The following is a 24,810-nucleotide window of genomic DNA, read 5'->3' on the forward strand; positions in this document are numbered from 1 at the left end:
AAAATAGACGGTTTATAGGGGATTAAAGAAGTGATTGTGAACAAAGTTCTTGTGTTGCTGGCGGCATTAGCGGTTTCGTCATGGAGTTGGGCTGAGACGCGTTATGTTACGGATCAGTGCGAAATTACGCTGCGTTCGGGGCAGAGCACAGGGCATAAGATCATTAGTATGTTGCCCAGTGGTACCCGTTTGAATGTTATGAAAAAAGGTGAAAGGGGTTACAGTAAAGTTAAAACAACAGCGGGAAAAGAAGGTTGGGTGCTGGAACGCATGACGATCAAACGGCCGGTGGCAGAACAGCGTTTGGCAAAAATTAAAAGCCGAATGGCGAGTATGAAAGAGGAGAATCGGCTGTTTAATCAACAGAGCGAAAGCCTCTTGAAAGAGCAGCAAGAGTTGCAGCAAGAGCTTAGCCTGTGCAAGGAAACAAACCTTGAGCTGAACAAGGCGTTGACGGACATTCGACGTACCGCTGCCAATACTTTGGCGATTTACAGTGAAAACGATCAGTTAAAAGGACGCATTGCTCAGTTGGAAACGGAGTTGAGTCGGGTGAAAAAAGAGAATGAAACCTTCAAAGATGAGTCGCAGCGTAACTGGTTTATGGTCGGCGCTGGGGTGCTGTTTGGCGGTATTTTATTGGGTTTGATTCTGCCTCGTTTGCGTTTTAAAAAGAAAAATTCTTGGGACAGTTTTTAGTGTGATTTGTCAGTGGATGATGCGGGTTTTGCCACTGTTTGGTGTGTTGTTAGGGAGTTTATTGATGTCGTCAGTGAGTGCTAATGAGAGGGGAGGCAAGCCGTCAGCGTTATCTGTTTGCCCTGATTCGCCCAATTGTGTTTCTACTGCTGCTCAAGCGGATGACACGGAGCATTACATTGCTCCATTGGTTTTTTCCGCTTCCGCAGAAGAAGCCTGGAAAACAGTTAAACGGGCGGTATTGGTGCTGCCTCGTTGTAAAATTGTATCTGAAAATGAGTTTTACTTGAAAGCAGAGTGCCGCAGTTTTCTGTTTCGTTTTGTGGATGATTTGGAGTTGCAACTGTACCCTGACGAGAAGCAGATCGCTGTGCGATCTGCATCGAGAATTGGGCGTACGGACTTTGGCGTGAATCGAAAACGAGTCGAGTTATTGCGGGAAAAACTGCGTTAAGGCGGTTTTACCAACGGCGCACTCTCCCCGTGTCCATATGCACAAACTGTATTTTTCCTCTGGGGTAATAACCCACTCCGCCGCCGTGCAAACTGAGCGCGGCTTGTTGAATTTGATGCAGCTCACGATCCGGTAGAAAGAAGTCGATGGCGCGTCCTTGGGTGTGCAGACTGCGTTTGGCTACTTTATGACTGCGTTGACGCAGTTTGGTATTGGTTTTTTGGCTGCGATAAGCGGAGATGATGTGCAGTGGCTGACGACTGCCGAGTTTTTGTTGGGTGTGGTGCAGCAGATCGAGCAGCAGAGGGTCGATCTGGGTGATTTCATCGGTGCGATGGTCGCGTAACAGACGGTTTATAACGTTCAATTCGGATCTCTGATAGTGACCGTCACTCCAATAGGTGCTGCTGAGCTTCTCTTCTGTGTGTAGATTATAAAAATGCAATGTTCGCTCTTGAGTTTGACGTTTGGCCAGAGTGGGTGTGCTGATAAAACCAGCGGCCAGCAGAGTGCCAAATTGTAAAAAACGGCGACGGTTTTGTGTGTAGTGATTCAGGTTCATGAAAAAAGGCTTCCTTGCGTGTTGATTCTATTGTGTCTTAAAACCGAGCCATTTGCAGTGTTTGACCGAACAGTTTTTGCTGTAACTTCCGATCTCGTTTATACATGTCTTGGCGAAAATGCGCCTGTCCTGAGCCATCAACCCAGCTGGTGAAATAGGTTAGATAGACACTGATCGGATTGCTCAGTTTTACCCAGCGAGTCTGTTTTTGGCTTACGGCTTTGTGCAATTTTGCTTGATTCCATTGGGCTTCGTCTTTGAGCAAGTAGGCGGCCAGAGCCAAGGGGTGTTCGAGGCGAATGCAGCCGGAGCTAAAGGTGCGCACGGTTTTTTGGAACAGCTTTCGTGAGGGAGTGTCGTGCAGGTAGATGCCGTAAGGGTTGGGCATATAAAATTTTACCTGCCCTAGAGCGTTGTGTTTGCCGGGCGATTGGCGCAGCCGATAGGGGGATTTGTTGGAGAAAAATTCTGTCCATTCGACCTTTTCTAAGGGTATCTCTTCAACCTTATCGCCCTTTACTTTTTGCACATGAATGTTTTTCCATTGTAGGTAATCACGATTTTTTTTGACCTCGGGCAGAATGTCTTTTCTGAGGATGTTGGCGGGGATGTACCAAGAGGGGTTGAGCACGAAGTGGGTCAGTTTTTCGCTAAACGCGGGCGTGCTGCGGTAGGTTTTTCCAACGATGGCCTTCATATTCAGTGCGGGGCGGTAGTTGTCGATCAGATCCAATTCGAAACTGACCGTATTGACAAAAATGTGTTTTTTACCCAGTTCTCGGGGCAACCAGTGCCAACGCACCATATTCAGCTGGATGTGTTCAATGCGCTTGCTGACAGGGGTGTTGAGGGCGTGCAGGGTTTGGGGACCCAGTTTGCCGTCTGGTTCCAGCCCCATTCGTTGTTGAAAGTTTTTCACCGCTTGTTGTAGGGTTTTGTCATAGACGTTGTTATTGATCTCTGCGGAGAGAGTTAGATCGCCGCTGATCAGCAGCCGGTCACGGAGATTGTTTAAACGTGGGTCTTTTGCTCCTAATCTAATGGCTGAGCCACGAGCGATAGGTGGCCATCCACCGGCGGATTCGATGCGTCGATAGCGGGCTAAAGAGGAGCGTAAGGCACGGTAGCCAGGGTGTGGCGGGGTGAGGGCGCGCAACAGCTCTTTTATTGAATGACCTTGTTGCAGTGCGGTAAGCAGCGCCTGTGCATCGAATTTTGGGGCATCGATATGCCAGTTGCCATCACTTTCTGTGGCGGTAAAAATACCGCTGTAGAGGTGGTTGGCAAGACCAAAAAAGGCGTCGCTGAGCAACAGCTCTTGTTCGGCTTGCAGGCGTGGTTTGTTTTTGCCGGAAAAACTGCGCCACTGGATGCCAAGGCGATGATAATCGTGCTGTGACAGACCCTCTTCATCGGCGATTGAGAGCGCTACTAGCAGCTCTTTTGCTTCGGGTTTTAAGCCCGTTTGATCAAACCAGATGGGTTGGTAGTGGCGTTGTTGATAGAGTTGTTTGAGGGTGTTTGGAACGTGCAGGGAGTCAATTTGCTGTGAAAATGGAGTCTGTTCTGTCAGCCACTCTTTGGTGAGCAGACGAATGTTTTCCACTGTTGAGGTGGCTGCATGAGCCTTGCCTAACAGCATAAAAGTGATGAGTATCAGCAATAAAGCGGTATTTCTCTTGTAAAAACAGTGTTTTATCATGACTGATCCGTGTTCATAGATGTCGAGAGAGGCGTTGTTCTTTATGTTTTTTCTTGTATGAACAACAACTTAGAAAACCTTCTTAACCCTGTCTCGATAAGATTGACGTTTTTTCAAGCTTACCTGAAAATGTGATGAGTTTCACACGCGCTTCTTTCCCTTAAGATCTTTGGAGGAACACATGGTTGTTGATCGAGATGATTTACCGGCTTGGATTGAGTGGTTGGCTCAAGATGAAAATGGGGTTTGGTGGGGCTTTGAGTGTGAGCCAAACGAGGGTGATTGTTACTGGTATGAAAACGAAGTGGGGCGTTATTTGAAGTTGGCTACGGGCGATAAAAACCCCGCTTGGCGAGCGAGTTTACAACGTCGGTGAGGGATTATCAGGGGCGTGGTTCGATTTAAAGCCCCTCTTCTGATCAGCGTTTTTTCTCAATGCGATGTTGCCATTTTTTCAGTACTTCAGTTGGGCAGTCGCCTTCAATGCATTTCACCAAATAATCGGCTTTGTCGCAGTTTTCTTGGCAGTAGCTGATTTTATAGCGACCGCACTGTGTTGAATTTTTATCAAACTCGGCTACACAAGCTGCGTAATAATCATTGCAGGCGGCTTCTTTTGAAACGGGTTTTTGCTGGTTGATCTGGTCGATATTATTTTGGTGCAGTTGGCAGCCGTGTGAACAGTGCAGGTATGCTTTTTTAGCCTGTTGGTATTCGTGCTGTTTGCGTTTAAATTGACGTGAACAGGAAAAAGTACCGTTATTGATCGCACAATTTTGTTGCAAAAAGTAGGAGAGCTGCGTCTCTTGGTGCTGGAATTCAGCACAATGATGGTCGCAATTGGTGTAGGCTTCGGTGGCATCCAGCAGAGCGTGGTTGTAGTGATTGAGTTGTTCTTGATAGAGTTGGCTGTGATTGATTTTGCAGACATCCACCTGTGATTTATGTTCGGTACGGCAGCGTAAATTTACCTGTTTTGCTTTGTAGAGGCAGTTTTTCGCGTTGTCTGGGTAGAGGTCTTTGATGGCGTATTTGGGCGAGCAAGCCGCCAATAAAACAAGGCTGCTGAGCAGTAGCAGCGATAAAGCGCGTTTGCTGATAAAAGAGAGGGGGTTGCTGCTGCGCATACGAACGGCTCCTGAAAATAGGCTATTAATCGTAATACTACAGTTTAAGTGCCACTCTTATCGGAGTGCTTATAAAAACCCCGACAGACCGCGTTTTGAGGGTGAATCCAACCACTGTTGCAGCTTTTTTATCTCTGCGGTCTGCTCTAGTTCACGCAAATCTTTTGTGCCATTTTTAATGAGGCGGTAGGCTTGCTCGACGATTTTAAAGGCCGCGCCTTTGATGCCGTTGCGGCGCAGACCGATGCTGTTGAGGCGGTAATGTTTCAACGGCTGACCGGCGCTCATGGTAAAGGGCAGAATGTCTTTGCGGGTGCCGGTAAAGGCGGCGATCATTGAGTAGGCACCAATGCGGCAGAATTGATGAACCAGTGCGCCCGCACCGAGAGTAACGCGGTCGTCAACGTGGGTGTGGCCACCCAAACCGGCGTTGTTGGCCATAATCACGTAATCCCCCAGCGTGCAGTCGTGACCAACGTGAGTGTTGCCCATCAGATAACAGTGGTTGCCAACGCGGGTGAGACGTTCATCAGAGGTGGCGCGGTGAATGGTGGCGGCTTCACGAATGACGTTGTGCGCGCCGATCTCGACCCAGGTTTCGCGTTGGTCAAAACTGAGGTCTTGTGGCAGATCACCCAGCACCGCATGAGCGTGGATTTTATTGCCCTTGCCCATACGAACGAAGTTGTGAATGACCGCATGAGGGCCGATTTCGCAGTCGTCACCGATGATCACATGATCGTCGATAATGGCGTAGGGGTGGATTTTTACCCGCTCACCCAGTTGCGCTTTGCTGGAGACGATGGCGCTGGGGTGGATCTGATCTGTCATCAATACAACCTCACTCTGGGTTACGGTTGAGGGTCAGTTTTCCCCCTTTGACCGACAGGTTGGCTGTCCCATTGAGCAGCGCTTGCAGGTCGGCGCCGATCATTTTATTGCGCCAGCCGCTGAGCAGAGTCAGGTCCGTTTCGCCTTGAATGAATTTCAGCAGCTCTTTGCGTTGGGTGATGACATTGGGGTTGAGGGATTGTTCTTCTGCTCGCTGGCGCACCATCGCCATCAGTAGATCGGCAACCGCTTCATGCTCCGCTTTGGGGCGTTTCTTTTTCATAAAGGCTGGCAGAGGTTGAGGCTGTTGCTGACGGGCTTCACTGAGCAGTTTCAGCAGCACCTTGCCGGTCTGTTTAACAAACCGATCTGTGAGACCACGAATGTGCCCCAGCTCGATTTGGTTGTTCGGCTTTTGCAGCGCCAGATCAAGCACGACTTCGTCTTTGAGCAGCCATTTGCGCGGCAGATTTTTTTTCTGCGCCTGCTCTTCACGCCAAATGCAGAGCTGCTGGGCGATGGAGAGGGATTCTCCTTTTAGGCGTTCCAAGCCGCGCAGTTTTTGCCAGATGGTGTTGGGGTCAATCTGATAACGCCCTGTGTCGGTGAGGGCTTGAAAGTCGTCGTCGAGCCATTGAAGGCGATCTTTCTGTTGCAGCTGTTGTTGCAGTTTTTTGTAGATCTGGCCTAGGTAGATCACGTCGTCGGCGGCGTAGTTTATCTGCGCTTCGGGCAGTGGGCGGCGGGTCCAGTCGGCGCGGGAGTGGGCTTTTTCCAGCTGCACACCGAGCACTTCATTGACTAAATTGGCGTAACCGATCTGTTCGTTGTGGCCGAGCAGTGGCGCGGCGATTTGGGTATCAAACAGCGGGCTGGGCAGGCGACCATTGAGCTGGAAGAGAATCTCCAGATCTTGGCTGCCCGCGTGAAAAATTTTGGTGATGTTGGGGTTATCAAACAGCGGTAGCAATGGGTCGAGGTTGGGCAGCGCGAGGGGATCAATGCAGGCGGTGATCTCCGTGGTCCCCAGTTGCAGCAGGCAGAGCTGTGGGTAGTAGGTTTTTTCTCGTAAGAATTCGGTGTCCAGTGCGATCCAAGGGGCATCGTGCAGCTGTTGACAGAGTTGTTCGAGGGCGGCGGGGGTGTCGATGTATTGAATGGGGTTTGTATTCATGGTGGCAGAATAGCAGGCTTGCCCGTTTCTGGGTAGAGAGGTTCTGGCTCTTTCCCCCTCTCACCACAGCAAGCCGCTTTGGTGTAGAATCCTCGCACTGTTTTTACGCCTATCTCAGCCTTTTAGGGGAACTTGTTCAATGTCGGATACAAAAAAAGTCGTTTTAGCTTACTCGGGTGGTCTGGATACCTCCGTGATCTTGAAGTGGTTGGAAGAGGAGCACGACTGCGAAGTGGTCACCTTTACCGCTGACATTGGACAAGGCGAAGAGGTTGAACCGGCGCGTGCCAAAGCGGAAGCGATGGGCGTGAAAGAGATTTACATCGAAGATCTGCGCGAAGAGTTCGTCCGTGATTATGTTTATCCCATGTTCCGTGCCAACGCCATCTACGAAGGTGAATACTTGCTTGGTACTTCTATTGCCCGCCCGCTTATCGCCAAACGTCTGGTGGAGATCGCTCAAGAGACCGGTGCCTATGCCATCTCCCACGGTGCGACGGGTAAAGGCAACGATCAGATCCGTTTTGAGCTGGGTGCCTATGCCTTGATGCCTGATGTCAAAGTGATTGCACCGTGGCGTGAGTGGGATCTGCTCTCGCGGGAAAAATTGATGACCTACGCTGCCAAACACGGTATCCCAGTGGATTACGCCAAAGCAGGTAAAAAATCCCCTTATTCAATGGACGCCAATCTGCTGCACATCTCCTATGAAGGTGGCATGTTGGAAGATCCGTGGGTCGAGGCCAATGACGAAGAGATGTGGCGCTGGACACTCTCTCCTGAGCAAGCCCCTGATCAAGCCACTTACATCGAGCTGGGGTTTGAAAAGGGCGATGTGGTCTCCATTGACGGCGAAGATATGAGCCCGGCGCAGGTGCTGACGTATTTGAATAAAGTTGGCGGTGAAAACGGCATTGGTCGAGATGACATTGTTGAAAATCGTTACGTGGGGATGAAATCTCGCGGCTGTTATGAAACCCCAGGTGGCACCATTTTACTCAAGGCACATCGGGCGATGGAGTCGTTGACCATGGATCGTGAATTGATGCATCTGAAAGATGAGCTGATGCCCCGTTACGCGAAAATGATCTACAACGGTTACTGGTGGGCACCTGAGCGCACCGCTATGCAAGCCTTGATTGATGCCTCGCAGGTGAACGTTAACGGCATCGTGCGTCTCAAGCTCTATAAGGGCAACGTGATGGTTGTAGGTCGTCAGTCCGTCAGCGATTCGCTGTTTGATGAAAACATTGCGACCTTTGAAGACGATGCCGGTGCGTATGATCAGAAAGACGCGGACGGTTTCATTAAACTCAATGCGCTGCGCTTGCGCATTGCCGCCAATCGTCGAGGTTAAGCTGATGCGAATTTTACACACCATGTTGCGGGTTGGTGATCTGGATCGTTCGATTCAGTTTTACACCGAGGTGTTGGGGATGACACTTTTGCGCCGTAAGGAGTATCCAAAGGGGGAGTTTACCTTGGCCTTTGTCGGTTATGGCTCTGAAGAGGACAACGCCGTTTTGGAGTTGACTTACAACTGGGACACCAGCAGCTACACTCAGGGTACGGGCTTTGGTCATCTGGCTCTGGAAGTGGACGACGTCTATCAGGCGGTCAGTCAAATTCGAGATAAGGGCGGTAAAGTACTTCGTGAGGCGGGGCCGATGAACGCCGGTCAGACGATCATTGCCTTTGTTGAAGATCCCGATGGATATGAAATTGAGTTGTTGGGCGCACAGCGTCATCAAGAACCGTTATAGCGATCTCTTTTTGAGGTGAATATTATGGCTGTTACCGTAAATGTTGGAAAAACGGATAAAATATTCCGTGTGGTGTTGGGTTTTGTCTTTCTTCTCGGCGGCGTGCTGTTTCAGAGCTGGTGGGGGCTTATGGCAGCGGTGCCGTGGGTGACGGCAGCGATGGGCTGGTGTCCGACGTATTTGATCTTTGGTATTAATACCAATAAATAAACGTCTTTGGCGTTATCAAAAGACCCGCTAACAGCGGGTCTTTTTGTGTCCGTTTAAAAGAACAGATCAACACTGCCCTCGTCTTGCTGCGGCAGAGCGAGCAAATTGTTGTCAATCAACAGTTGGTAGCCAAACACCGCATTACGGCCATGTTCTTTGGCGTAATAAAGGGCTTGGTCGGCCTGCTCTAAGACCGTAGGTGGATAGTCGTTTGCGCCGATTTTTGCGTAGCCGACGCTGATGGTGATGTGACCCACGGCGGGGAATTGAAACTGCTCGATGGCGATGCGGAACCGTTCCAGTGTTTGTGCGGCCATGGCTTCAGGTATCGGTTCTAAGATAATAATAAATTCTTCACCACCAAAGCGAAACAGCAGGTCGCTGCTGCGAAAAAAGGCTTTCATCTGTTGCGACAGAAGCAGTAGAACTTCATCGCCGTACAGATGACCATAGTCATCGTTCACCCGTTTGAAAAAATCGATGTCCAAAATAGCCAGCCAAGCAGTACTGTCTTGTTCTGTTTTGCGTGGTTGGTGATCGCTTTTGTATTCGTATTGTTGAGTGCGTTGGCGGTTGAGCAGCAGCAGCAGTTTTTTATCAAACGTGCGTCGATTAAAAATGCCCGTGAGTTTGTCACGTTCGCTTTCATTCAGAATAAAAAGGTAATTTTGGTAAATTTTTAGCAGATTTTTGATCAGGGTTAATTGGGTTGTCAGTGGGTTTGTGCTGCTGATTTTGATTACAGAGGTTATTTTGTTGTCCAGCACAATGGGGAACAGAGCAACCGCTCGTTGATCTTCTGTATAGAAGGCAATGTCGCTTTTTTGAAAGCTGCATTTTAACTGTGGGTCGGACGTAATGCGTGTGCTTTTTGTGTTCCATTGATGGCAAAAAAAAGCGTCATTTTTCTTCAAATTATCCAGTCGCAACAGCTCTTCAATGCCGTTATTTAGATCTTCCTTGAAGGCTTGGTAGAGCGAAATGGAATGACAGGGGGTCAATTCTGCGATGGCGATGAGGAAGCTCTGGTTGAGTGAATCGACGTCGTTTTGTTGGGTGATGTCGGCCACCATTGATAAGGTTTTATGTTCCATAGTTGAAACGAATGTAGGCAAAAACCTAGCCAGTCATTTTTTTTGAGCACAAAAAAGGCAGCGTTGTTACGGCTGCCTAACAGAGTGTAAGTCTGTTTTGTTTTACGCTTCGATGCTGCCGCGCAATTTTTTCATCGCGCTTTTTTCCAATTGACGAATGCGCTCCGCAGAAACACCGTATTTGGTAGCCAGTTCGTGCAGGGTGGCTTTTTTCTCGCTTAACCAGCGCTGTTGCAGAATATCTTGGCTGCGTTCATCCAGATTTTTGAGGGAGTCGCTCAGTTGCGCTTGCTGCTGCTGCAGGTGATCTTGATGTTCCAACAGTAGAGCGGGATCGGCGTTTTCCTGTTGCAGATAGGAGGAGGGTGAGATGCTGTGACTGTCGTCGCTCTGGTCGTTGCCCAGATCAAAAGGGGTGTCCTGATGACTGAGGCGAGACTCCATCTCCAGCACTGTTTCCGGTTTGACACCCAGATCTTTGGCCACCGCTTGCACTTCGGCGTGGTTCAGCCAGCCGAGACGGGTTTTGGAGCTGCGCAGTTTGAAGAACAGTTTGCGCTGCGCTTTGGTGGTGGCGACTTTGACGATGCGCCAGTTGCGAATGACATATTCATGAATTTCAGCGCGAATCCAATGTACGGCAAAGGAGATCAAGCGCACGCCGACATCGGGGTCAAAACGTTTGACCGCTTTCATCAGGCCGACGTTGCCTTCTTGGACTAGATCTGCCAGTGGCAGGCCGTAACCGTTGTAACCGCGCGCGATGTGAACCACAAAACGCAACTGGGAGAGAACCAAACGACGAGCCGCTTCCAGATCGTTGTCGTGGCGTAATTTGCGCGCCAGCTTTTGCTCTTCTTCAAGGCTAAAAACCGGAATCTCGGCAATGGTTTGCAGATAACCGCCCAAGTTGCCACCTGCGGGAGTGGGCATAGCGGTGTGATAATTGGAATTTATTAGTGCCGTGCTCATGAATCTCCTACCTTAACGTGTTGCGTTTGTTTGATATTAGCACTGTTCATGGGTGTGAAACGAGGGCTAACCCCAAAAAATGCCTTGTAAGCGTTCTCTTAAGGCCTCGGCAGAGATGGGTTTGTTAATAAAGTAGTTGGCTCCGGCTTTGAAGGCTTCGGAGACCTGCTGACCGTCTCTGGGGTTGGCGGAGAGAATAATTACCGGCAACTGCTGAGGTGAGTAGTTTAAATCTGTACGGATCAATCCGACCAACTGCAAAGCGGAGAGTTCACCGCTCAGGCTGAGGTCGCTGATGATCAGATCGAAGGCTTGGCCTTTGATGGGCTGGTGCTCTGTGATGATCTCCAGAGCTTGACGGGCATCGTTACTGTAGGTGACGGCGATGCCGAAGGTGTTTAGAATCGCTTGGAGACCGGCGGTGGTCGAGGCGCTGTTTTCCACATAGAGCACCCGCCGTCCTTTCAGGGTAGCGTTGCTGTTGGGCAAGTACCCTTTTAAGGCTTCAATGTAGCTTTGTAAGCCTTCTGATTTGTCAATGTAGTAGGTGATGTCGTCGGCGTACCCTTTCTGCTGCAAATGATGGTCGGTATCGCCGGAGATTAGAATCACAGGGGTGGTGAGGTAGTTGGGTATCCGGCGTACCTTAGTCGCCAAACTAAGGCCGCTTTCGTCGGGCAGTTGCATCGCGGTGGTGATGCAGTCGAAGGTATTGACCATTAACAGTCGGATTGCTTCGGCGGCGCTGCCGCAAGAGATGACGCGAATGTTAGGCAGCTCTTGTTGGATGCGGCGAGCCAGCAGTTTGCGAGCGGTTTTTGAGTTATCGACGATCAAAATGTGATTGAATTTACGCATGAGGATCACTGTTTAATGAGGTTCTACGCTGTGCAAATGGCGGCGCACAGCAAGCCAGGAGCCGATCAGGCCTAAAAAGGTGCTGAGCATAATCAGGCTGAGGATGTTAACGCCATTTAAACGGATAAGTTGATATTGGCTGCCGTACAGCTGTGTGAGCTGATGAACGGGGTTTTGCAGCAGCAGCAGGCCACCTTCGACCAAAAACAGCGCCACAATGCCACCCAACAGACCGTACCAAATACCGCCGTAGAGAAAAGGGCGGCGGACAAAGCTGTGGGTGGCTCCGATCAATTTAATCACTTCGATTTCAGCGCGTCGGCTTTGAATGTCGAGGCGAATGGTGTTGCCGATGATGAGCAGCACGGCAATGGCGAGCAGTGATGCAATCAGCCACACACCACGGTGCATGATGGCGATGATGGCGCGCAGTCGTTTGACCCACTCCAGATCAAGTTGCATCTGATCGACTTTTTTCAGCTCTTGCAGTTGCTGGGCAAACAGCGAGAGACGAGGTTCGCTCTCCGCTTTCTGAGCAATGTAGAGCACCAACACCGAAGGCAGTGGATTTTCTTTTAGGCTATCAATGGCCTCGCCAAACCCTGGGTATTGGCGAAACTGGCTCAAGGCTTCACGGCTGCTGATAAAACGCACTGAGACCACCTCTTCGCGTTTTTCCAGTTGCCGAGCCAGTTTTTGCGCGTCATTATCACTGACGCTTTTTTTCAAGTAGAGGGAGATGCTGGTGGGGCTGTCCCAATCTTTACTCAACTCTTGGGCGTTGATCAGCAGGGCGTAGAGGGCGGTGGGCAGCGCCAGTGCAATGCCGATGACGCTGATGGTGGTGAGGTGAGCGAGTGGAGCGTGGTAGAGTTTGCCGAGGCTGAAGAGCAGTGAGCGCAGATGATTGAAGAGATAGGCTTTAAAAAAATGCTCTTTGGCGCGCTGCATTTTAAAATCGTGTGCTTGTTTACGCGATTTCATCGGCGCGTTTTCCTTGGTTGAGGCCGTTTTGAATCAGACGCCCTTGGTAGAGGGTCATAATGGGCTGCTGTAGACGACGGATCAACTCTAAGTCATGGCTGGCGATCAGCACCGTGGTGCCAATCTGATTGAACTCAATAAACAGACGCATGATCTCTTCTGAAAGTAAGGGGTCTAGGTTGCCCGTTGGCTCATCGGCCAGCAGCAGTGGGGGGCGATTGACCACCGCACGGGCGATGCCGACCCGTTGTTGCTCACCGCCGGAGAGGGTGATGGGCAGGGCGCGCTCTTTATTCAGTAGGCCGACTTTATCCAGTGAGGCTCGCACTCGGCGGCCAATTTCACGGTGTTTGTAACCGGCGATGATCAAAGGCAGCGCAACATTGTCGTAGACACTGCGGTCGTAAAGAAGGTGATGGTTTTGAAACACCATGCCGATCTGACGGCGCAAGGTGGGGATTTTTCGATTCGGCAGGGTGGAGAGGTTCATGCCGTTGATGACGATTTGGCCTCGGCTGCTGGGTTCAATGGCCGCAATCAGTTTTAGCAGGGTGCTTTTGCCCGCCCCCGAGTGGCCGGTGAGAAACGCCATCTGACCGCTGGCGATGTGAAAGTTGAGGTTGGTGAGTGCCTCATGTCCACCAGGGTAGCGTTTGCTGGTGTGGTCAAAGCGGATCATGAGTTTTTATCGGTTTTGAGTAGGGCATTAACGTATTCACTGGCGCTGAAGGTGTGTAGATCTTCAACTTTTTCCCCAACGCCAATAAAACGGATCGGTAACGCCAGTTTCTGCGCGATGGCAAAGACGATGCCGCCCTTGGCGGTGCCATCCAATTTGGTGATGGCCAGTCCGGTCAGGCCAACGGCTTTATGAAATTGCTCCGCTTGAGTGAGGGCGTTTTGGCCTGTACCGCCGTCCAGCACCAGCAGGGTTTCATGGGGAGCTTCGGCATCCAACTTAGTCAATACCCGTTTGACCTTTTTCAACTCGTCCATCAAACCTGCTTGGGTGTGCAGCCGTCCGGCGGTGTCGGCGATCAGTACATCAACGCCTTTGGCTTTGGCCGATTGCAGCGCATCAAAAATCACCGAAGCGGAGTCGGCGCCGCTGCCTTGCGCGACGACGGGAATCTGATTGCGTTCGCCCCACGCTTGCAGTTGCTCCACGGCGGCGGCACGGAAGGTGTCACCGGCGGCCAACATGACGGAGAGGTTGGCTTCTTTGAGCCGTTTGGAGAGTTTGCCAATGGTGGTGGTTTTGCCCGAACCGTTCACCCCCACCACTAAAATGACATAGGGTTTTTTGCTCTCGCTGATCTCTAAAGGCTGTTCGCAAGGGATGAGGATGTCGTTCAGCTCTTGTTGCAAGAGCGCTTTTAGTGCCTCGCTGTCGTTCACTTGTTTGCGGCTGATGCTCTGGCCTAATTTGTCCATTATTCGTTGAGTGACATCCACGCCGGTGTCGGCCACCAGCAGGTGGGTTTCCAGCTCTTCGAGCAGGTCATCGTCGATGGGTTTTTTGCCGAGAAAAAAATCCAGCAAGCCATCGGTGAAACGGGAGCGCGTTTTGCCTAGCTTCTTGCTAAGATCTTTCTCTGCTGATTGAGAAGATGATTCGTCTGGAACTTTTTTCTTTCTGCGAAAACTGAATAGGCTCATGGGCGTTTGGCTGTGAAACAGTGCGGTGATAAAAGCGGTATCCTACCACCGGTGTGGGTACGACCAAAGTTAAAGGAAACATAATTGTGAAAAGAGGGTGGATGTGGGCGTTAAGCCTGATGTTTGTCAGTGGTGTGTTGCAGGCCACTGAGGTACACGAGTTTCAGCTCGACAACGGTTTGAAAATTCTAGTACAAGAAGATCATCGTGCGCCGGTGGTGGTGTCGCAGATCTGGTACAAGGTCGGCAGCAGCTACGAACACGGCGGTATCACGGGCGTTTCTCATGTGTTGGAGCATATGATGTTTAAGGGCACGGAAAAACACGCTTCTGGTGAGTTTTCACGCATCATCGCGTTAAACGGGGGGCGAGAAAACGCCTTCACCAGCAGCGATTACACCGCCTATTTCCAACGGATTAATAAAGATCGCCTTGGCCTCTGTTTGGAATTGGAAGCGGATCGGATGCGTAATTTGCGTCTGGATGCCACGGAGTTTGCCAAAGAGGTCAATGTGGTCAAAGAGGAGCGCCGGATGCGCACCGACGACAAACCCCGTTCGCTGACCTACGAGCGTTTTAAATCGGTGGCCTACAGCAGCAGCCCTTATGGCAATCCGGTTATCGGTTGGATGGGAGACCTTGATTCGCTGACGCTGGAAGACGCGCAAACGTGGTACGAGGCGTGGTACGCGCCCAACAACGCCACTTTGGTGGTGGTGGGGGACGTTAAACCCGCTGAGGTTTTTGCGCTGGCTAAACACCATTTTGGTGCGCTGAAACCGTCTAAACAGCCCCTTATTAAAGCTCGCGCAGAAGTGCAACAGCACGGCACGCAACGTTTAACCTTAAAATTGCCCGCCAAACTGCCCTACTTGATTATGGGTTATAAAACCCCCGTTTTGAAAAGCGTCGATGAGCCTTGGAAAGCCTATGCCTTAGAGGTGTTGGTGGGTATTTTAGACGGCGGTGACAGCGCCCGTTTCAGTGATCGTTTGGTGCGCAGTCGGCAGTTGGCCGCCAGTGCCGGTGCCAGTTACAACCTGCACGGTCGTCTCGATGCGATGTTGGTGCTGGATGGCATTCCCGCTCAAGATCATGATTTGGATGCACTGGAAACGGCTTTGCTGGCTGAGGTGGAGTTGCTTAAACAGGGCAAAATTTCTGCCGCTGAGCTGAACCGTGTAAAGGCCGGTGTTTTGGCCAGTTCGGTGTATGAGCGTGATTCGATGTTTTATCAGGCGATGCAGATTGGTATTTTGGAAACCAATGGCGTGGGTTATCGCGCCTTGGATCAGTATTTGGCCGGTATTCAAGCGGTGACGGTTAAACAGGTGGCGCAGGTGGCGCGTGAGTACTTGAATATGGAACAGTTGACCGTGGCACGTCTTGAGCCGCTGCCACTGGAAACGGCGAAAAAGCCGCCTGCCAGTCGTGCTGGCTTACGTGGAGATAAATTATGAAGCGCCTTTTATTGAGTTTTACGCTGTTGTTGGTTGCGCCTTTGGCTGTGGCAGTGCCGCAGATTCAGCATTGGCAGACGAAAAATGGCGCGAAGGTGCTGTTTGTCCCCAGCACGGCGTTGCCGATTGTGGATCTGCGGGTGGTGTTCGCCGCAGGCAGCGTGCGTGACAACGGTCTTTCTGGGGTGGCGAAGCTCACCAATAATTTGCTGGATACGGCTGCCGGTGACCTCAACGCGCAGCAGATCGCCACGCAATTAGAAGGCGTTGGCGCGCGTTTGGGTTTGGAGTCCTTGCGTGACATGGCGGTGCTGAGTCTGCGCAGCTTGCGTGAGGAGCGGTTTTTTAAACCGGCTTTTGAAGTGTTTAACACCATTTTACAGCAGCCGCGTTTTGAGCAGAGTGAGATTGATCGCATTCGCAAGCAGATGTTGATCTCGCTAAAAAATGCCAAGCAGTCGCCTTCCGCCTTGGCCAGCAAAGCCTTTTATAAAGCGGTGTACGGCACCCATCCGTTGGCTTCTCCTCCAGGGGGTACGGAAGAGAGTCTGCCGGTGATTCAGCGCGAACAGATTTTGGCTTTTTATCAGCGTTTTTATGTGGCTAAAAATGCCGTGATTGCGATTGTGGCGGATCTGGATCGAGCGGCAGCGGAAGCTCTGGCTGAGCGCATCAGTTCGGGTCTGCCGACGGGTGAAAAAGCCGCTGCGCTGCCGCCCATTCCAGAGCTGAAAAAAGCACAGTTGATTCGGATTCAATTCCCTTCCAAGCAGTCTCACATCAGCATTGGTCAAGCGGGCATGAGCCGTACCGATGTTGATTTTTACCCTCTTTATGTGGGCAACCACACCTTTGGTGGCAGCGGTTTTAGTTCGCGTTTGATGCAAGAAGTGCGGGAAAAACGCGGTTTGGCTTACAGTGTTTACAGCTATTTTTCACCGATGGAGCAGGCCGGTCCCTTTGAGATGGGTCTGCAAACGCGCAACGATCAGGTGGAGGAGTCGCTGGAGATTGTGAATCGTGAATTGCAAAAATTCATTACAGAAGGCCCCAGTGCTGAGGAGTTGGATGCCTCGATTCGCAACATTACCGGCGCTGCGCCGCTGCGCATCGACAGCAATAAAAAGTTGGTGCAGTACTTGGCGATGATCGGTTTTTATCACTTGCCGTTGGATTATTTGGATAAATTTGATCAGCGGATTACGTCGGTGAGCTTGGAACAGGTGACGACGGCGTTTCAGCAGCGCCTGCACCCAGACAAAATGGTGACGGTGATTGTGGGTGATCAAACGGTTGAGGTGGCCAATGAGCAAAAAACAGCGCGTCGCGAGTAGAACCTCTGCGGGGGGCAGCAATCGGCTGCGCATCATCGGTGGGCGTTGGCGGGGGCGTAAGTTGAGTTTTCCTGATGCTCTGGGGCTGAGGCCGACGGGGGATCGCCTGCGCGAAACTCTGTTTAATTGGTTGCAGCCTTATTTAGCCGAGGGGCGGTGCTTGGATCTGTTCGCGGGCAGCGGTGCTTTGGGTTTTGAAGCCGCTTCTCGTGCCGCCGCTGAGGTGGTGATGCTGGAGGCGAATCCTCAGGTGGCGCGCAGTTTGGCGGCCAATATCGAGTTGTTAAAGGCGGATCAAGTCCAGCTACAAAACATGCAAGCCGAGCATTATTTGCAACAGACTCCAACACCGTTTGATCTTGTTTTTCTCGATCCGCCGTTTGCTTTTGATATTTTGCCGCAGATTTTTGCCCTGCTGGAGCAGGGCTGGTTGGCGGAAGGGGCGCTGATTTACATTGAGCAGCCGTTGCGTACTCAGTTGGTGTTTCCTAAGTCTTGGCAGATTTTGAAAGAGAAACGTATGGGAGAGGTGCAGGTGTGGTTGTTGGAGGTGGGGCTGAATGCTGAAGTTTGAATGGGATAAAAATAAGGCGCAGAGCAACGAGAAAAAACATCAGGTTAGTTTTTCAGAAGCCAGTAGTGTTTTTGCTGATCCTTTTGAATTGACCGTTGTAGATCCAGATCACTCTTCAGACGAGTATCGTTTTATCAGTATTGGAAAATCCAGAATGGGCCGATTATTGATAGTGTCATATACTGAAAGGGAGTTGGACTCTATTCGAATTATCAGCGCGCGATCAGCAACACAGCGAGAGCAGAAATATTATGCACAAAAACATTGATGATGAAATTCGAGCAGAATACGATTTTTCACAGGCGGTGCGTGGCAAACATCATAAATCGTATAGTGAAGGTGTAAATGTGGTTTTTTTGGAAGCAGATATTGCTCAGGTGTTTAAGGATTCTGAAGCGGTGAATCATGCCTTGAGAATGTTGATGGAGTTGGCGGGTACGGAATTAAAGAGAAATAGAACTAAACCCTAGAGCGTGAACGTTAACAACAATGACCAGTGCTAGCATCCACTTCATCAAGCGTAAATTGGAGTGAATCGGTGCTAATTCACTGGATGTATCTGGTAGGTTGGGGTGATAACCCCAACAAACATCCATCGTGGGTATTTTATGTTGGGGTTGCCACCCCAACCTACTGACAAGTGAACAGAGTACGTTGTTTTTTCCTGTGATTGTGTAACCATCATGGCAAATAACAACGATGAGGCAGGGTATGGAGCAGTGGTTAGAGCCGCAGTGGTGGCAGCAACTTTATCAACTGGCGATGCAGTGGTGGGTGCAGACGGTGATGGTTCCCGCCACCTTAATCCAGCTGGTTTTAATGGTGATTAGCTTTTTGGTCGCTCGCCGCCTAGAACCCACGGTTAATCAATTTCTGGCTCGCCTCAAACAGCGTGGCCGTGATCTGCCCGCTTTTCAAACCTTAATGACGGCCTTAATGGCCATCAGCTTGCCGCTGATCTGGGTGATCATGCAGTGGTTGGCCATTACGGTGGCCGAACAGATGTTGTGGTCGCACTCCTTAATGACCACGATTAGCAGTCTTCTGGCCGCTTGGGTGGTGATTCGCCTCGCCTCTCATTGGTTGGATAACCCCGTTTGGTCACGCCTGTTTGCTCTGGTTGCGTGGAGCATTGCGGCGTTGAATATTTTGGCGCTGTTGCCGCAAGCCAAAGCCCTGTTAGACGGTGTGGCCTTGAGTGCGGGTGATATTCGGGTTTCTGCTTTAACCGTGATTCAGGGCTTTATTGTCATGGGTCTGCTGCTCTGGCTGGCCATTAGCCTGACTGGAGTGATTGAAAAACAGCTGCGCAGCTCCGCTTCCATCAGCCCTGCTGCGCGGGTGTTGATCAGTAAGTTTGTTCGTATCGCGCTGATTTCAGCGGCGATTATTTTCTCGCTGGATAATTTGGGCCTTGATCTAACCGCTTTGGCGGTCTTTTCCGGTGCGTTGGCGGTGGGGCTGGGGTTTGGCTTACAGAAGATCTTTTCCAATCTGGTCAGTGGCGTGATTCTGTTGTTGGATAAGTCGATCAAACCGGGTGATGTGATTGCTCTGGGTGCAACTTACGGCTGGATTAATCACTTGGGGGCGCGTTACGTTTCGGTGATTACCCGTGATGGGGTGGAGCACTTGATCCCCAACGAGGAGCTGATTACGCAGCGAGTGGAGAATTGGACGCATACGGATAATTTTATTCGATTAAAAATTCCCGTCAGTGTTTCCTATCAGACCGATCCGCGCCAAGCGATGCAGCTCTGTGTGGAAGCGGCGCAAATGGTGCCGAGGGTGTTGCTTGATCCTGAGCCGACGTGCCAGTTACGCGGTTTTGGTGACAGCGCCTTGAATCTGGAGCTGCGCCTCTGGATGGAAGACCCCGAAAATGGCCGAGGCAATTTGATCAGTGAGGTACTGCTCAATGTTTGGGATCGTTTTAAAGAGCATGGCATTGAGATCCCTTACCCACAACAGGATCTGCACCTGCGTTCGATGCCAAAAGAGCAGACGGAGGCGTTCTTATCGCCTACTTCTGGAAGCTGACGTTGATCTGATCGGGGGTGGGGACAATTTCACCACTGGGTGGAATAACGATGCGCAGACCGGCAAACAGAGTGCGGTTTGTGGGATCGGCAAAGTGGCGATAACTGGCTCTGCGCAGGGCTTTTTGGGTGTGCAGTGCGCCGCCTTTGAGGGTGACGTTGTTCTGCCCAAAATGAACCTTTGATAGATGGGTATCGGGTTTGGCTTGAAAGCCTTCGTAGGGATGGAAGGAATTGCTGCACCACTCCCAAACGCGCCCTGTGTCTTGCAACTCGCCGCTGCGCGCCGCCATCTCCCACTGGAACTCGTGGGGCAAAATCGCCCCTTGGAACGGTTCGTAACGCTCGCTTAACCAATTTACAAAGGCTTCTGATTCGTGCTGGTTGATGCCCATCACCGGCGCTAAACCGTCCAGTTCGTAAGGGCCGTTGATCCCCAGTGCGTACCAATTCTGATGTTTGTCCTGCCGCCAGTGATTGGGGGAGTTGACCTTGTTTTGTTGCTGCCATTGCCAGCCCTGTTGGCTCCAGAGGTGTTGATTTTGATAGCCGCCTTGCTGGATAAAGAGGTGGTAGGCGCTGTTGTGAATCGGGTGAGTAGCGATGCGAAAGGCGCTTAATTCCACTTGCTGCACGGGCAGTTCGTTGTCGTAGGCTTCCGCTGCGTTTTTATTGCCGATCAGGTAGACGCCACGGGGAACCTCTTTAAAGTAGGTCGGCGGTGTTTGTGCGGGCAGGGCTTCTTTGGCTTGGTAGGGTTCGGCGTTGGTCTGCGCTTTTTGATTCAATACGGCCAAAATGGCTTCGTAGTTTTTACTCAGCTCTTGCAGAATCAGGTGGTAGATAAAATCGTTTTCCAGCAGTGGGTGCTGGGGCAATTGTTTGGGATTGGCGAGCCACATGAGGTGTTGTTCGAAACGTTCGTGCCCCCAGTTGAGTAGGTGATCTTTGGGTGGCAGCTTTGTGCCTTGCCGTTGGAGCGATGTTTTACCGGGAGTGAAAAGCGTCTGTACGGGGCGGGTGTAGCGATCGTCGCCTTGAATCATCTCTTGCAGGTAGAGGGCTTCAAGGTAGACCGAGCGACCATAATACCAACCGATGGGGCTGAGCTGCGGGTGAAACTGGCGATTGCAATCACTGTCTTGCAAGGGCTCTAAAAGGTGGTTGAGGGAGTCGTGCAGATTGGATATTTGTCCTAGCAGATGGCTTTGGCTCATGCGGATGTCTACGCTTTTTTTTGGTTAAGAGGAAGGGTTATCTTAGCAAAAAAAAGCAGTTTGATTTTAGAAAATACTGTTGGCTTTATGTTGATAAGCGATCAATTAATTACCTGAATTTGAGTGATATCCTGAGGAATTATTTTTTCGAGTGATAGCTTATTTATTTTTTTTTAATTCATGCAGTGTGGCACGATTTTCTTGTTGCATTGTTTTGAGGGTGTGTTTTGTTGTTTTATTATGTTTGTTATGTTTTCTTAGCCACTGATCCAGTAGGTGTAGCATTCTATTGCTTTGTTCTAGTATAAAATTAATCTTTGCGATACGTTTATGGAAGTATTTTATGAACTGTTCTTTTTTGCCATTGCTAGAAATGAGCGCGACACCAAAAATATCTTCAATAAGTTTTTTTGTTTTATGGCTGTCAAAGGACTCTTCTCTTTCATGTGATAGAATGGGAGGGGTTAGGTAGAGTTTATGGCCTGTTTTTTCTGCTTCTATGGCCATCATCATGTCGCTGCGTCTACTGACCCAGTTGAGTATTTTAATGGAGCTATTTTTGTGTGTAAGCACAACTGGATTGAATATGAAGGTAGCACCACCACGATCTAGGCCTGTGGCTTGTTCAATTTTTTTTGGAGTTGAAATAGGGCGTGTGGTTGTTTTTCCATTGTGTAGCTTGAGTATGAAATCAACCCAGTTTATTTTATGTGTGTTTATTTTTTTTGGGTTAAAATTATTTTTGTTAAACGCGTAGTTATCGTGGTGTGCATGTTTTTCTATTTTCTTAAATAAGTGCTTTTTCTGTATGCTTACACTGTTAATGAATTCCTGTATTTCCTTGTTTTTAGGAGTGTGTTGTTTGTCGATTGAAATCAATAGATCCAATAAGGGGGAGGCGCGTGTGTATTCTTTAGGGATTGGTGGGTCTCCGTGCAGGCTGCTAAAAGCCATGTCGCATTGTGTAGATTTTAGCTCAGCTACAAGTGATCTAAATTTTAGTTCTGGCATTGTCCAGACGAGATCATCATCCAATAGGATGGCAATGTCGGAAGATGCGTGGCCTCTTTTTTTTAGAAAATCTTGGCATAAATTTCTTGACTGCAAGATGGAAAGGTAGTCTTTTGTTTGAGCAATGTAAGTGAATTTTTCAGACCATGAATGTGGTGTTTCTATTGGGTTGTGACCAATGTGCAGTATAAAAAAATTAATGGGCAGAGTTGGGAGTTTGTTTTTTATACTGGATAACAGCCGATCTGCAACGGCAGGATATGCTGTAGTGATAGCAATATTAAGGGTGATGTCCATTAGGCTAGATTGTCCTGAGAAAAAAGGGTAAGAAAATGCTTGAACTGTTCTTTGTGGATGAAGCATTTTTCGATGTCCAATGATTCATTGGTGGCGTGAATGTTGTGTAGTTTGTCATTGGGGCCGAAACCGATGTAGATCGCATCGTCTGGTAGGTTGCTTATAAAGGGACAGGTTTTTAGGCCATTCAGTTTGTTTAGGTGCCGATTCTCTATTTTTGGATTTCTGAGACTTGAGTTTAACAGTTTAATCCATTTTTTTAGATGAGTTTTTTTGCGGTTAGGAGACCATAAGAAAGCAATCTGCTTGCCTGAATCGAGGTCGTTAAATCCAGTTTCTTCGATGAATATATCGGCTTTGAATTGATTTATTTCCTTTTTAAATATTTCGTGTGCAACGCGAATCCCTGCGCTGATCTCTTCTTCACCCTGAATTAGCCATAAAATTTCGGGTCTACTTTGTTTTTCATCAACCATTTCTTTAATAGCGTGCAATCGCATAATGAGCGGCGCTTTATTGTCAGCTACTCCTCGGCCATAAAAACGACCTTGTTTCTCTTTAAGTAAAAAAGGCTCTCCGCTAATCCATTTGTGCATCGGCTTTACAGGGGCGACATCATAGTGACCATAAATAATTGCTTTTTTGCTTGAATTTTTTGGCTTTAAGTGTGCGATTATGCTGGGTTGGTTTGATGTTGATTTCCCTTTTATTTTGGTTGAAAACCCTATCTTTTTCAGGTTTTTTTCTAGAAACTGGAGTGCCTTTGTATTCTCTGTTTCATTATTTGAAAGTGAGCGTAGGGCGATAAACTTCTTTAATTCTAGTGTTATTTTGTCTCTGTTGCGCATGTTTTAGCTGTCCTTTTTTGTGGGTGTTTTTTTTGTTAGTGTCTCCCACTCTTGATAAGCTGAGTTGAATACGTTTCTGGCTTTGTGCAATTCAAATGATGCGCCACTGATCCATAAGTTTAAAATGATCTTCTGGGCTTTTTTGGGGTTTAGGCTTGGGTTTGATTGCATTAATTTTTTTGATAATGTGGCGCGTGAATGGGCTGATTTTAGTAGATCTTTGATTTGACCTTGTTTGTTAAGAATTTTCCATATGTGTTGTTTTGCTCGATCTAGGGCATTAAACATACCGGATGGTTTGGGTACCCCTTGATGTTTATTTTCAAAGCTTGAACCTGTGGTGTGATTTTTGTTGCCAAAAATAGGGAATTCATTTTCATTGAGCAGTTGATTTTTGTTTACGCTAATTTGCTCATTTAGAGGGTGCCATGAGGCATTTTCTTTCCAGTAACGTGTGGCCGGTGGAACCCATAAGACAATATGGGCGGGGCGCGGTTGTGTTGAGTTTGTTTTTTGGCTTCTATGCCATGTTCGGCTGTGTAATAAAATAATGCTACCGGCTTTAACCGGCAGTAACACGCTGGGTGTCTCTTCATAAAGGGCTTGTTTTTCAGACATAAAATCAACAGGTGCAGAAGCTTCCCATAAATGAGAGCCGCTTACCACTTCAAGACAGCCAGATTCAACGGGTACGTCGATGTAGCTCATCCATGTTGACATGCCGGTACGGTCTACCGGCCAATACATGGAGTCTTGATGCCAAGGGATGATGCCGTTGCCTGCACCGGCTGTTTTGCAGATAATATGATCGTGCAGCAGGCGTGCCCCTGATAACTCAAAGCTGGTGGCAGCAAGTTGTGAGAGTGGGGTTTTGATGATTTGGTTAAATTCTGGCAATGTTTTCCATAGATCTCGCCATTGTGATATGACTTTTGTGTAGTCTGTTAGATCACAGCCGATCTCTTTTGCATGGCGTTGGATTAAGCTCTGCCATTGGTTTGAAAGTTGGGCTAATTGTTCTTTTTTAATTATTTCAGTTAAAATAACCCATCCTTTTTTTCGGTAAAATGACAATGCCTCATCGTTTAGACGTGGGTACTGAATGGCGTTGATGGTTTTAGTTGTCAAAGATTTTTCTCCAGCTTTTTTTTAATAAGGCTTGCAGAGGCTCCGGTTTAGGAAGGTATGTGTTTAGCCAAAGTAAAGCCTCGGTTTCATTTTTTAATTTATATTTGGTGTCTGGAATATTGAGAACGGTTTTATTGCGGAGCATGAAACCATTTTGATGGCTCCAAAGATTGATTCTAATGCTGGTTAGGAAAGGGCCATAGTTGACTTCGGTGTAATGTTTTTTGCGCATTCTTGTGAAAGCGGAGTAGTGACATAGTTTTGCTGAAAAGGTTTGATCAATGATTTTTTTTCTACTGCCGAGTACGGTTTGTTGGATTGCCCAGCTCTCCCCTGTTTGTATGAGTTGGTATTCAAAATTTAATACACGATGCTGTGAATTATTTTTTAGCTCTAGAGGTTCTAAATATGGAAACCCATTGCCAACATCGACGAAATACTTTTTTTCATTGAGCTGTACAATGAGGCCAATATGGCAGTCGGGTTTTTCCATAGAGACGATGTGCAAACCTGCATTAAACCCCATAGTTTGTAACAATGCACAGAGAAAAGGGTTACTTGTGGTGCATAGGCCACCCATGCCCTTCATCATGTCAGAGATAATTTGTTGCTTTGTGGGAGGTTCTGCAGGGCGGCAAAGCATGGTGAGATTCTGGAAGGGAATGTTGGCGTAAATGGCGCGAATGACGGTGCGCAATGTTTCTAAACTGACATCGCGTGCGTTTATGTGCAGTGTGTTTAGAAAGTGTTCTGTTTGAATTGGGCTTAACCAATCTTCCAGTCCGCTGCGGTAGGTGTTATCAAAATCCATGC

The 24,810-nt window shown here is 49.1% G+C and carries 28 protein-coding genes; 12 read left to right on the plus strand and 16 right to left on the minus strand.

The features are described 5' to 3' along the window. The first annotated feature begins 36 nt into the window (after positions 1–36). Together Q9O24_06290 and Q9O24_06295 are read left to right on the plus strand one after the other, a co-directional pair. Positions 37–699: a TIGR04211 family SH3 domain-containing protein gene (locus Q9O24_06290; protein ID MDQ7074756.1), complete on the plus strand. Its 663-nt coding sequence runs from the start codon at positions 37–39 to the stop codon at positions 697–699. A gap of 64 nt (positions 700–763) precedes the next feature. Continuing rightward, a complete protein-coding gene (locus Q9O24_06295; GenBank protein ID MDQ7074757.1) occupies positions 764–1,153 on the plus strand; it encodes a DUF1499 domain-containing protein in 390 nt (129 codons plus the stop codon). Positions 1,154–1,160: 7 nt separating this feature from the next. On the opposite strand, the gene Q9O24_06300 is transcribed toward Q9O24_06295, so the two are convergent. Both Q9O24_06300 and Q9O24_06305 read right to left on the minus strand, forming a co-directional pair. After that, positions 1,161–1,715 carry a DUF882 domain-containing protein gene (locus tag Q9O24_06300; GenBank protein ID MDQ7074758.1) on the minus strand — a complete coding sequence of 185 codons (555 nt, stop codon included), beginning with the start codon at positions 1,713–1,715 and terminating at the stop codon, positions 1,161–1,163. A gap of 37 nt (positions 1,716–1,752) precedes the next feature. Next, positions 1,753–3,357, minus strand: coding sequence for a L,D-transpeptidase family protein (locus tag Q9O24_06305; GenBank protein ID MDQ7074759.1), 1,605 nt, complete (start codon positions 3,355–3,357; stop codon positions 1,753–1,755). A 241-nt stretch (positions 3,358–3,598) separates the two neighbouring features. Between Q9O24_06305 and Q9O24_06310 the strand changes: the two genes are divergently transcribed. Then, positions 3,599–3,793: a hypothetical protein gene (locus Q9O24_06310; protein MDQ7074760.1), complete on the plus strand. Its 195-nt coding sequence runs from the start codon at positions 3,599–3,601 to the stop codon at positions 3,791–3,793. A 43-nt stretch (positions 3,794–3,836) separates the two neighbouring features. Here Q9O24_06310 and Q9O24_06315 read toward each other — a convergent pair whose 3' ends face one another. The 3 genes from Q9O24_06315 to rnd form a co-directional block, all read right to left on the minus strand. Continuing rightward, a complete protein-coding gene (locus Q9O24_06315; protein ID MDQ7074761.1) occupies positions 3,837–4,544 on the minus strand; it encodes a hypothetical protein in 708 nt (235 codons plus the stop codon). 69 nt (positions 4,545–4,613) lie between these two features. Continuing rightward, the gene (gene lpxA, locus Q9O24_06320) at positions 4,614–5,375 is read right to left on the minus strand and encodes an acyl-ACP--UDP-N-acetylglucosamine O-acyltransferase (protein ID MDQ7074762.1); all 762 of its coding nucleotides are present in this window, start codon (positions 5,373–5,375) and stop codon (positions 4,614–4,616) included. A gap of 10 nt (positions 5,376–5,385) precedes the next feature. Next, positions 5,386–6,549: a ribonuclease D gene (rnd, locus tag Q9O24_06325; GenBank protein ID MDQ7074763.1), complete on the minus strand. Its 1,164-nt coding sequence runs from the start codon at positions 6,547–6,549 to the stop codon at positions 5,386–5,388. Positions 6,550–6,688: 139 nt separating this feature from the next. Here rnd and Q9O24_06330 point away from each other — a divergent pair, with 139 nt between their 5' ends. Genes Q9O24_06330 through Q9O24_06340 form a run of 3 tightly spaced genes read left to right on the plus strand, consistent with a single transcriptional unit; the run spans position 6,689 to position 8,522 of the window. Continuing rightward, complete coding sequence (locus Q9O24_06330; GenBank protein ID MDQ7074764.1) at positions 6,689–7,906, plus strand: argininosuccinate synthase; 1,218 nt, start codon at positions 6,689–6,691, stop codon at positions 7,904–7,906. A 4-nt stretch (positions 7,907–7,910) separates the two neighbouring features. Further along, positions 7,911–8,312 (plus strand): lactoylglutathione lyase, encoded by a 402-nt coding sequence (gloA, locus tag Q9O24_06335; protein ID MDQ7074765.1) that lies wholly within the window; start codon positions 7,911–7,913, stop codon positions 8,310–8,312. 24 nt (positions 8,313–8,336) lie between these two features. Next, on the plus strand, positions 8,337–8,522 hold the full coding sequence (locus Q9O24_06340) for a DUF2892 domain-containing protein (GenBank protein MDQ7074766.1): 186 nt from the start codon (positions 8,337–8,339) through the stop codon (positions 8,520–8,522). Positions 8,523–8,575: 53 nt separating this feature from the next. Here Q9O24_06340 and Q9O24_06345 read toward each other — a convergent pair whose 3' ends face one another. From Q9O24_06345 to ftsY, 6 genes are all read right to left on the minus strand, one after another. Continuing rightward, a complete protein-coding gene (locus tag Q9O24_06345) occupies positions 8,576–9,616 on the minus strand; it encodes a GGDEF domain-containing protein (GenBank protein MDQ7074767.1) in 1,041 nt (346 codons plus the stop codon). A gap of 102 nt (positions 9,617–9,718) precedes the next feature. After that, entirely contained in the window at positions 9,719–10,588 is an 870-nt protein-coding gene (rpoH, locus tag Q9O24_06350) for an RNA polymerase sigma factor RpoH (GenBank protein MDQ7074768.1), read from the minus strand. Between the two features lie 66 nt (positions 10,589–10,654). After that, positions 10,655–11,446: a response regulator gene (locus tag Q9O24_06355; GenBank protein ID MDQ7074769.1), complete on the minus strand. Its 792-nt coding sequence runs from the start codon at positions 11,444–11,446 to the stop codon at positions 10,655–10,657. Positions 11,447–11,458: 12 nt separating this feature from the next. After that, positions 11,459–12,430 carry a permease-like cell division protein FtsX gene (ftsX, locus tag Q9O24_06360; protein ID MDQ7074770.1) on the minus strand — a complete coding sequence of 324 codons (972 nt, stop codon included), beginning with the start codon at positions 12,428–12,430 and terminating at the stop codon, positions 11,459–11,461. Beyond that, positions 12,417–13,109 (minus strand): cell division ATP-binding protein FtsE, encoded by a 693-nt coding sequence (gene ftsE / locus Q9O24_06365; GenBank protein ID MDQ7074771.1) that lies wholly within the window; start codon positions 13,107–13,109, stop codon positions 12,417–12,419. The genes ftsX and ftsE overlap by 14 nt, the downstream gene beginning before the upstream one ends. Then, the gene (gene ftsY / locus Q9O24_06370) at positions 13,106–14,089 is read right to left on the minus strand and encodes a signal recognition particle-docking protein FtsY (protein ID MDQ7074772.1); all 984 of its coding nucleotides are present in this window, start codon (positions 14,087–14,089) and stop codon (positions 13,106–13,108) included. The genes ftsE and ftsY overlap by 4 nt, the downstream gene beginning before the upstream one ends. Positions 14,090–14,175: 86 nt before the next feature. On the opposite strand from ftsY, the gene Q9O24_06375 reads away from it, so the two are divergent. The 6 genes from Q9O24_06375 to Q9O24_06400 all read left to right on the plus strand — a co-directional run bounded on the left by Q9O24_06375 (position 14,176) and on the right by Q9O24_06400 (position 19,497). Next, entirely contained in the window at positions 14,176–15,549 is a 1,374-nt protein-coding gene (locus Q9O24_06375; GenBank protein ID MDQ7074773.1) for a pitrilysin family protein, read from the plus strand. Continuing rightward, a complete protein-coding gene (locus Q9O24_06380) occupies positions 15,546–16,883 on the plus strand; it encodes a pitrilysin family protein (GenBank protein ID MDQ7074774.1) in 1,338 nt (445 codons plus the stop codon). The genes Q9O24_06375 and Q9O24_06380 overlap by 4 nt, the downstream gene beginning before the upstream one ends. After that, complete coding sequence (gene rsmD, locus Q9O24_06385) at positions 16,855–17,457, plus strand: 16S rRNA (guanine(966)-N(2))-methyltransferase RsmD (GenBank protein MDQ7074775.1); 603 nt, start codon at positions 16,855–16,857, stop codon at positions 17,455–17,457. Before Q9O24_06380 ends, rsmD begins: the two co-directional genes overlap by 29 nt. After that, positions 17,447–17,725: a BrnT family toxin gene (locus Q9O24_06390; protein MDQ7074776.1), complete on the plus strand. Its 279-nt coding sequence runs from the start codon at positions 17,447–17,449 to the stop codon at positions 17,723–17,725. Before rsmD ends, Q9O24_06390 begins: the two co-directional genes overlap by 11 nt. Beyond that, the gene (locus Q9O24_06395; protein ID MDQ7074777.1) at positions 17,709–17,927 is read left to right on the plus strand and encodes a hypothetical protein; all 219 of its coding nucleotides are present in this window, start codon (positions 17,709–17,711) and stop codon (positions 17,925–17,927) included. The genes Q9O24_06390 and Q9O24_06395 overlap by 17 nt, the downstream gene beginning before the upstream one ends. Before the next feature lie 241 nt (positions 17,928–18,168). Next, entirely contained in the window at positions 18,169–19,497 is a 1,329-nt protein-coding gene (locus Q9O24_06400) for a mechanosensitive ion channel (GenBank protein MDQ7074778.1), read from the plus strand. Here the strand turns inward: Q9O24_06400 and Q9O24_06405 are convergent. The 5 genes from Q9O24_06405 to Q9O24_06425 form a co-directional block, all read right to left on the minus strand. Then, positions 19,481–20,713 (minus strand): SUMF1/EgtB/PvdO family nonheme iron enzyme, encoded by a 1,233-nt coding sequence (locus Q9O24_06405; protein MDQ7074779.1) that lies wholly within the window; start codon positions 20,711–20,713, stop codon positions 19,481–19,483. The genes Q9O24_06400 and Q9O24_06405 overlap by 17 nt on opposite strands. 159 nt (positions 20,714–20,872) lie before the next feature. Then, positions 20,873–22,087, minus strand: coding sequence for a hypothetical protein (locus Q9O24_06410; protein MDQ7074780.1), 1,215 nt, complete (start codon positions 22,085–22,087; stop codon positions 20,873–20,875). After that, positions 22,021–22,869, minus strand: coding sequence for a M20/M25/M40 family metallo-hydrolase (locus Q9O24_06415; protein ID MDQ7074781.1), 849 nt, complete (start codon positions 22,867–22,869; stop codon positions 22,021–22,023). Before Q9O24_06415 ends, Q9O24_06410 begins: the two co-directional genes overlap by 67 nt. 3 nt (positions 22,870–22,872) lie before the next feature. Further along, a complete protein-coding gene (locus Q9O24_06420; GenBank protein MDQ7074782.1) occupies positions 22,873–23,997 on the minus strand; it encodes a phytanoyl-CoA dioxygenase family protein in 1,125 nt (374 codons plus the stop codon). Beyond that, positions 23,987–24,808 (minus strand): arylamine N-acetyltransferase, encoded by an 822-nt coding sequence (locus tag Q9O24_06425; protein ID MDQ7074783.1) that lies wholly within the window; start codon positions 24,806–24,808, stop codon positions 23,987–23,989. The genes Q9O24_06420 and Q9O24_06425 overlap by 11 nt, the downstream gene beginning before the upstream one ends. Positions 24,809–24,810 lie beyond the last annotated feature (2 nt).

The sequence above is a fragment of the Gammaproteobacteria bacterium genome (assembly GCA_030949385.1).
Taxonomy (GTDB): Bacteria; Pseudomonadota; Gammaproteobacteria; order JAUZRS01; family JAUZRS01; genus JAUZRS01.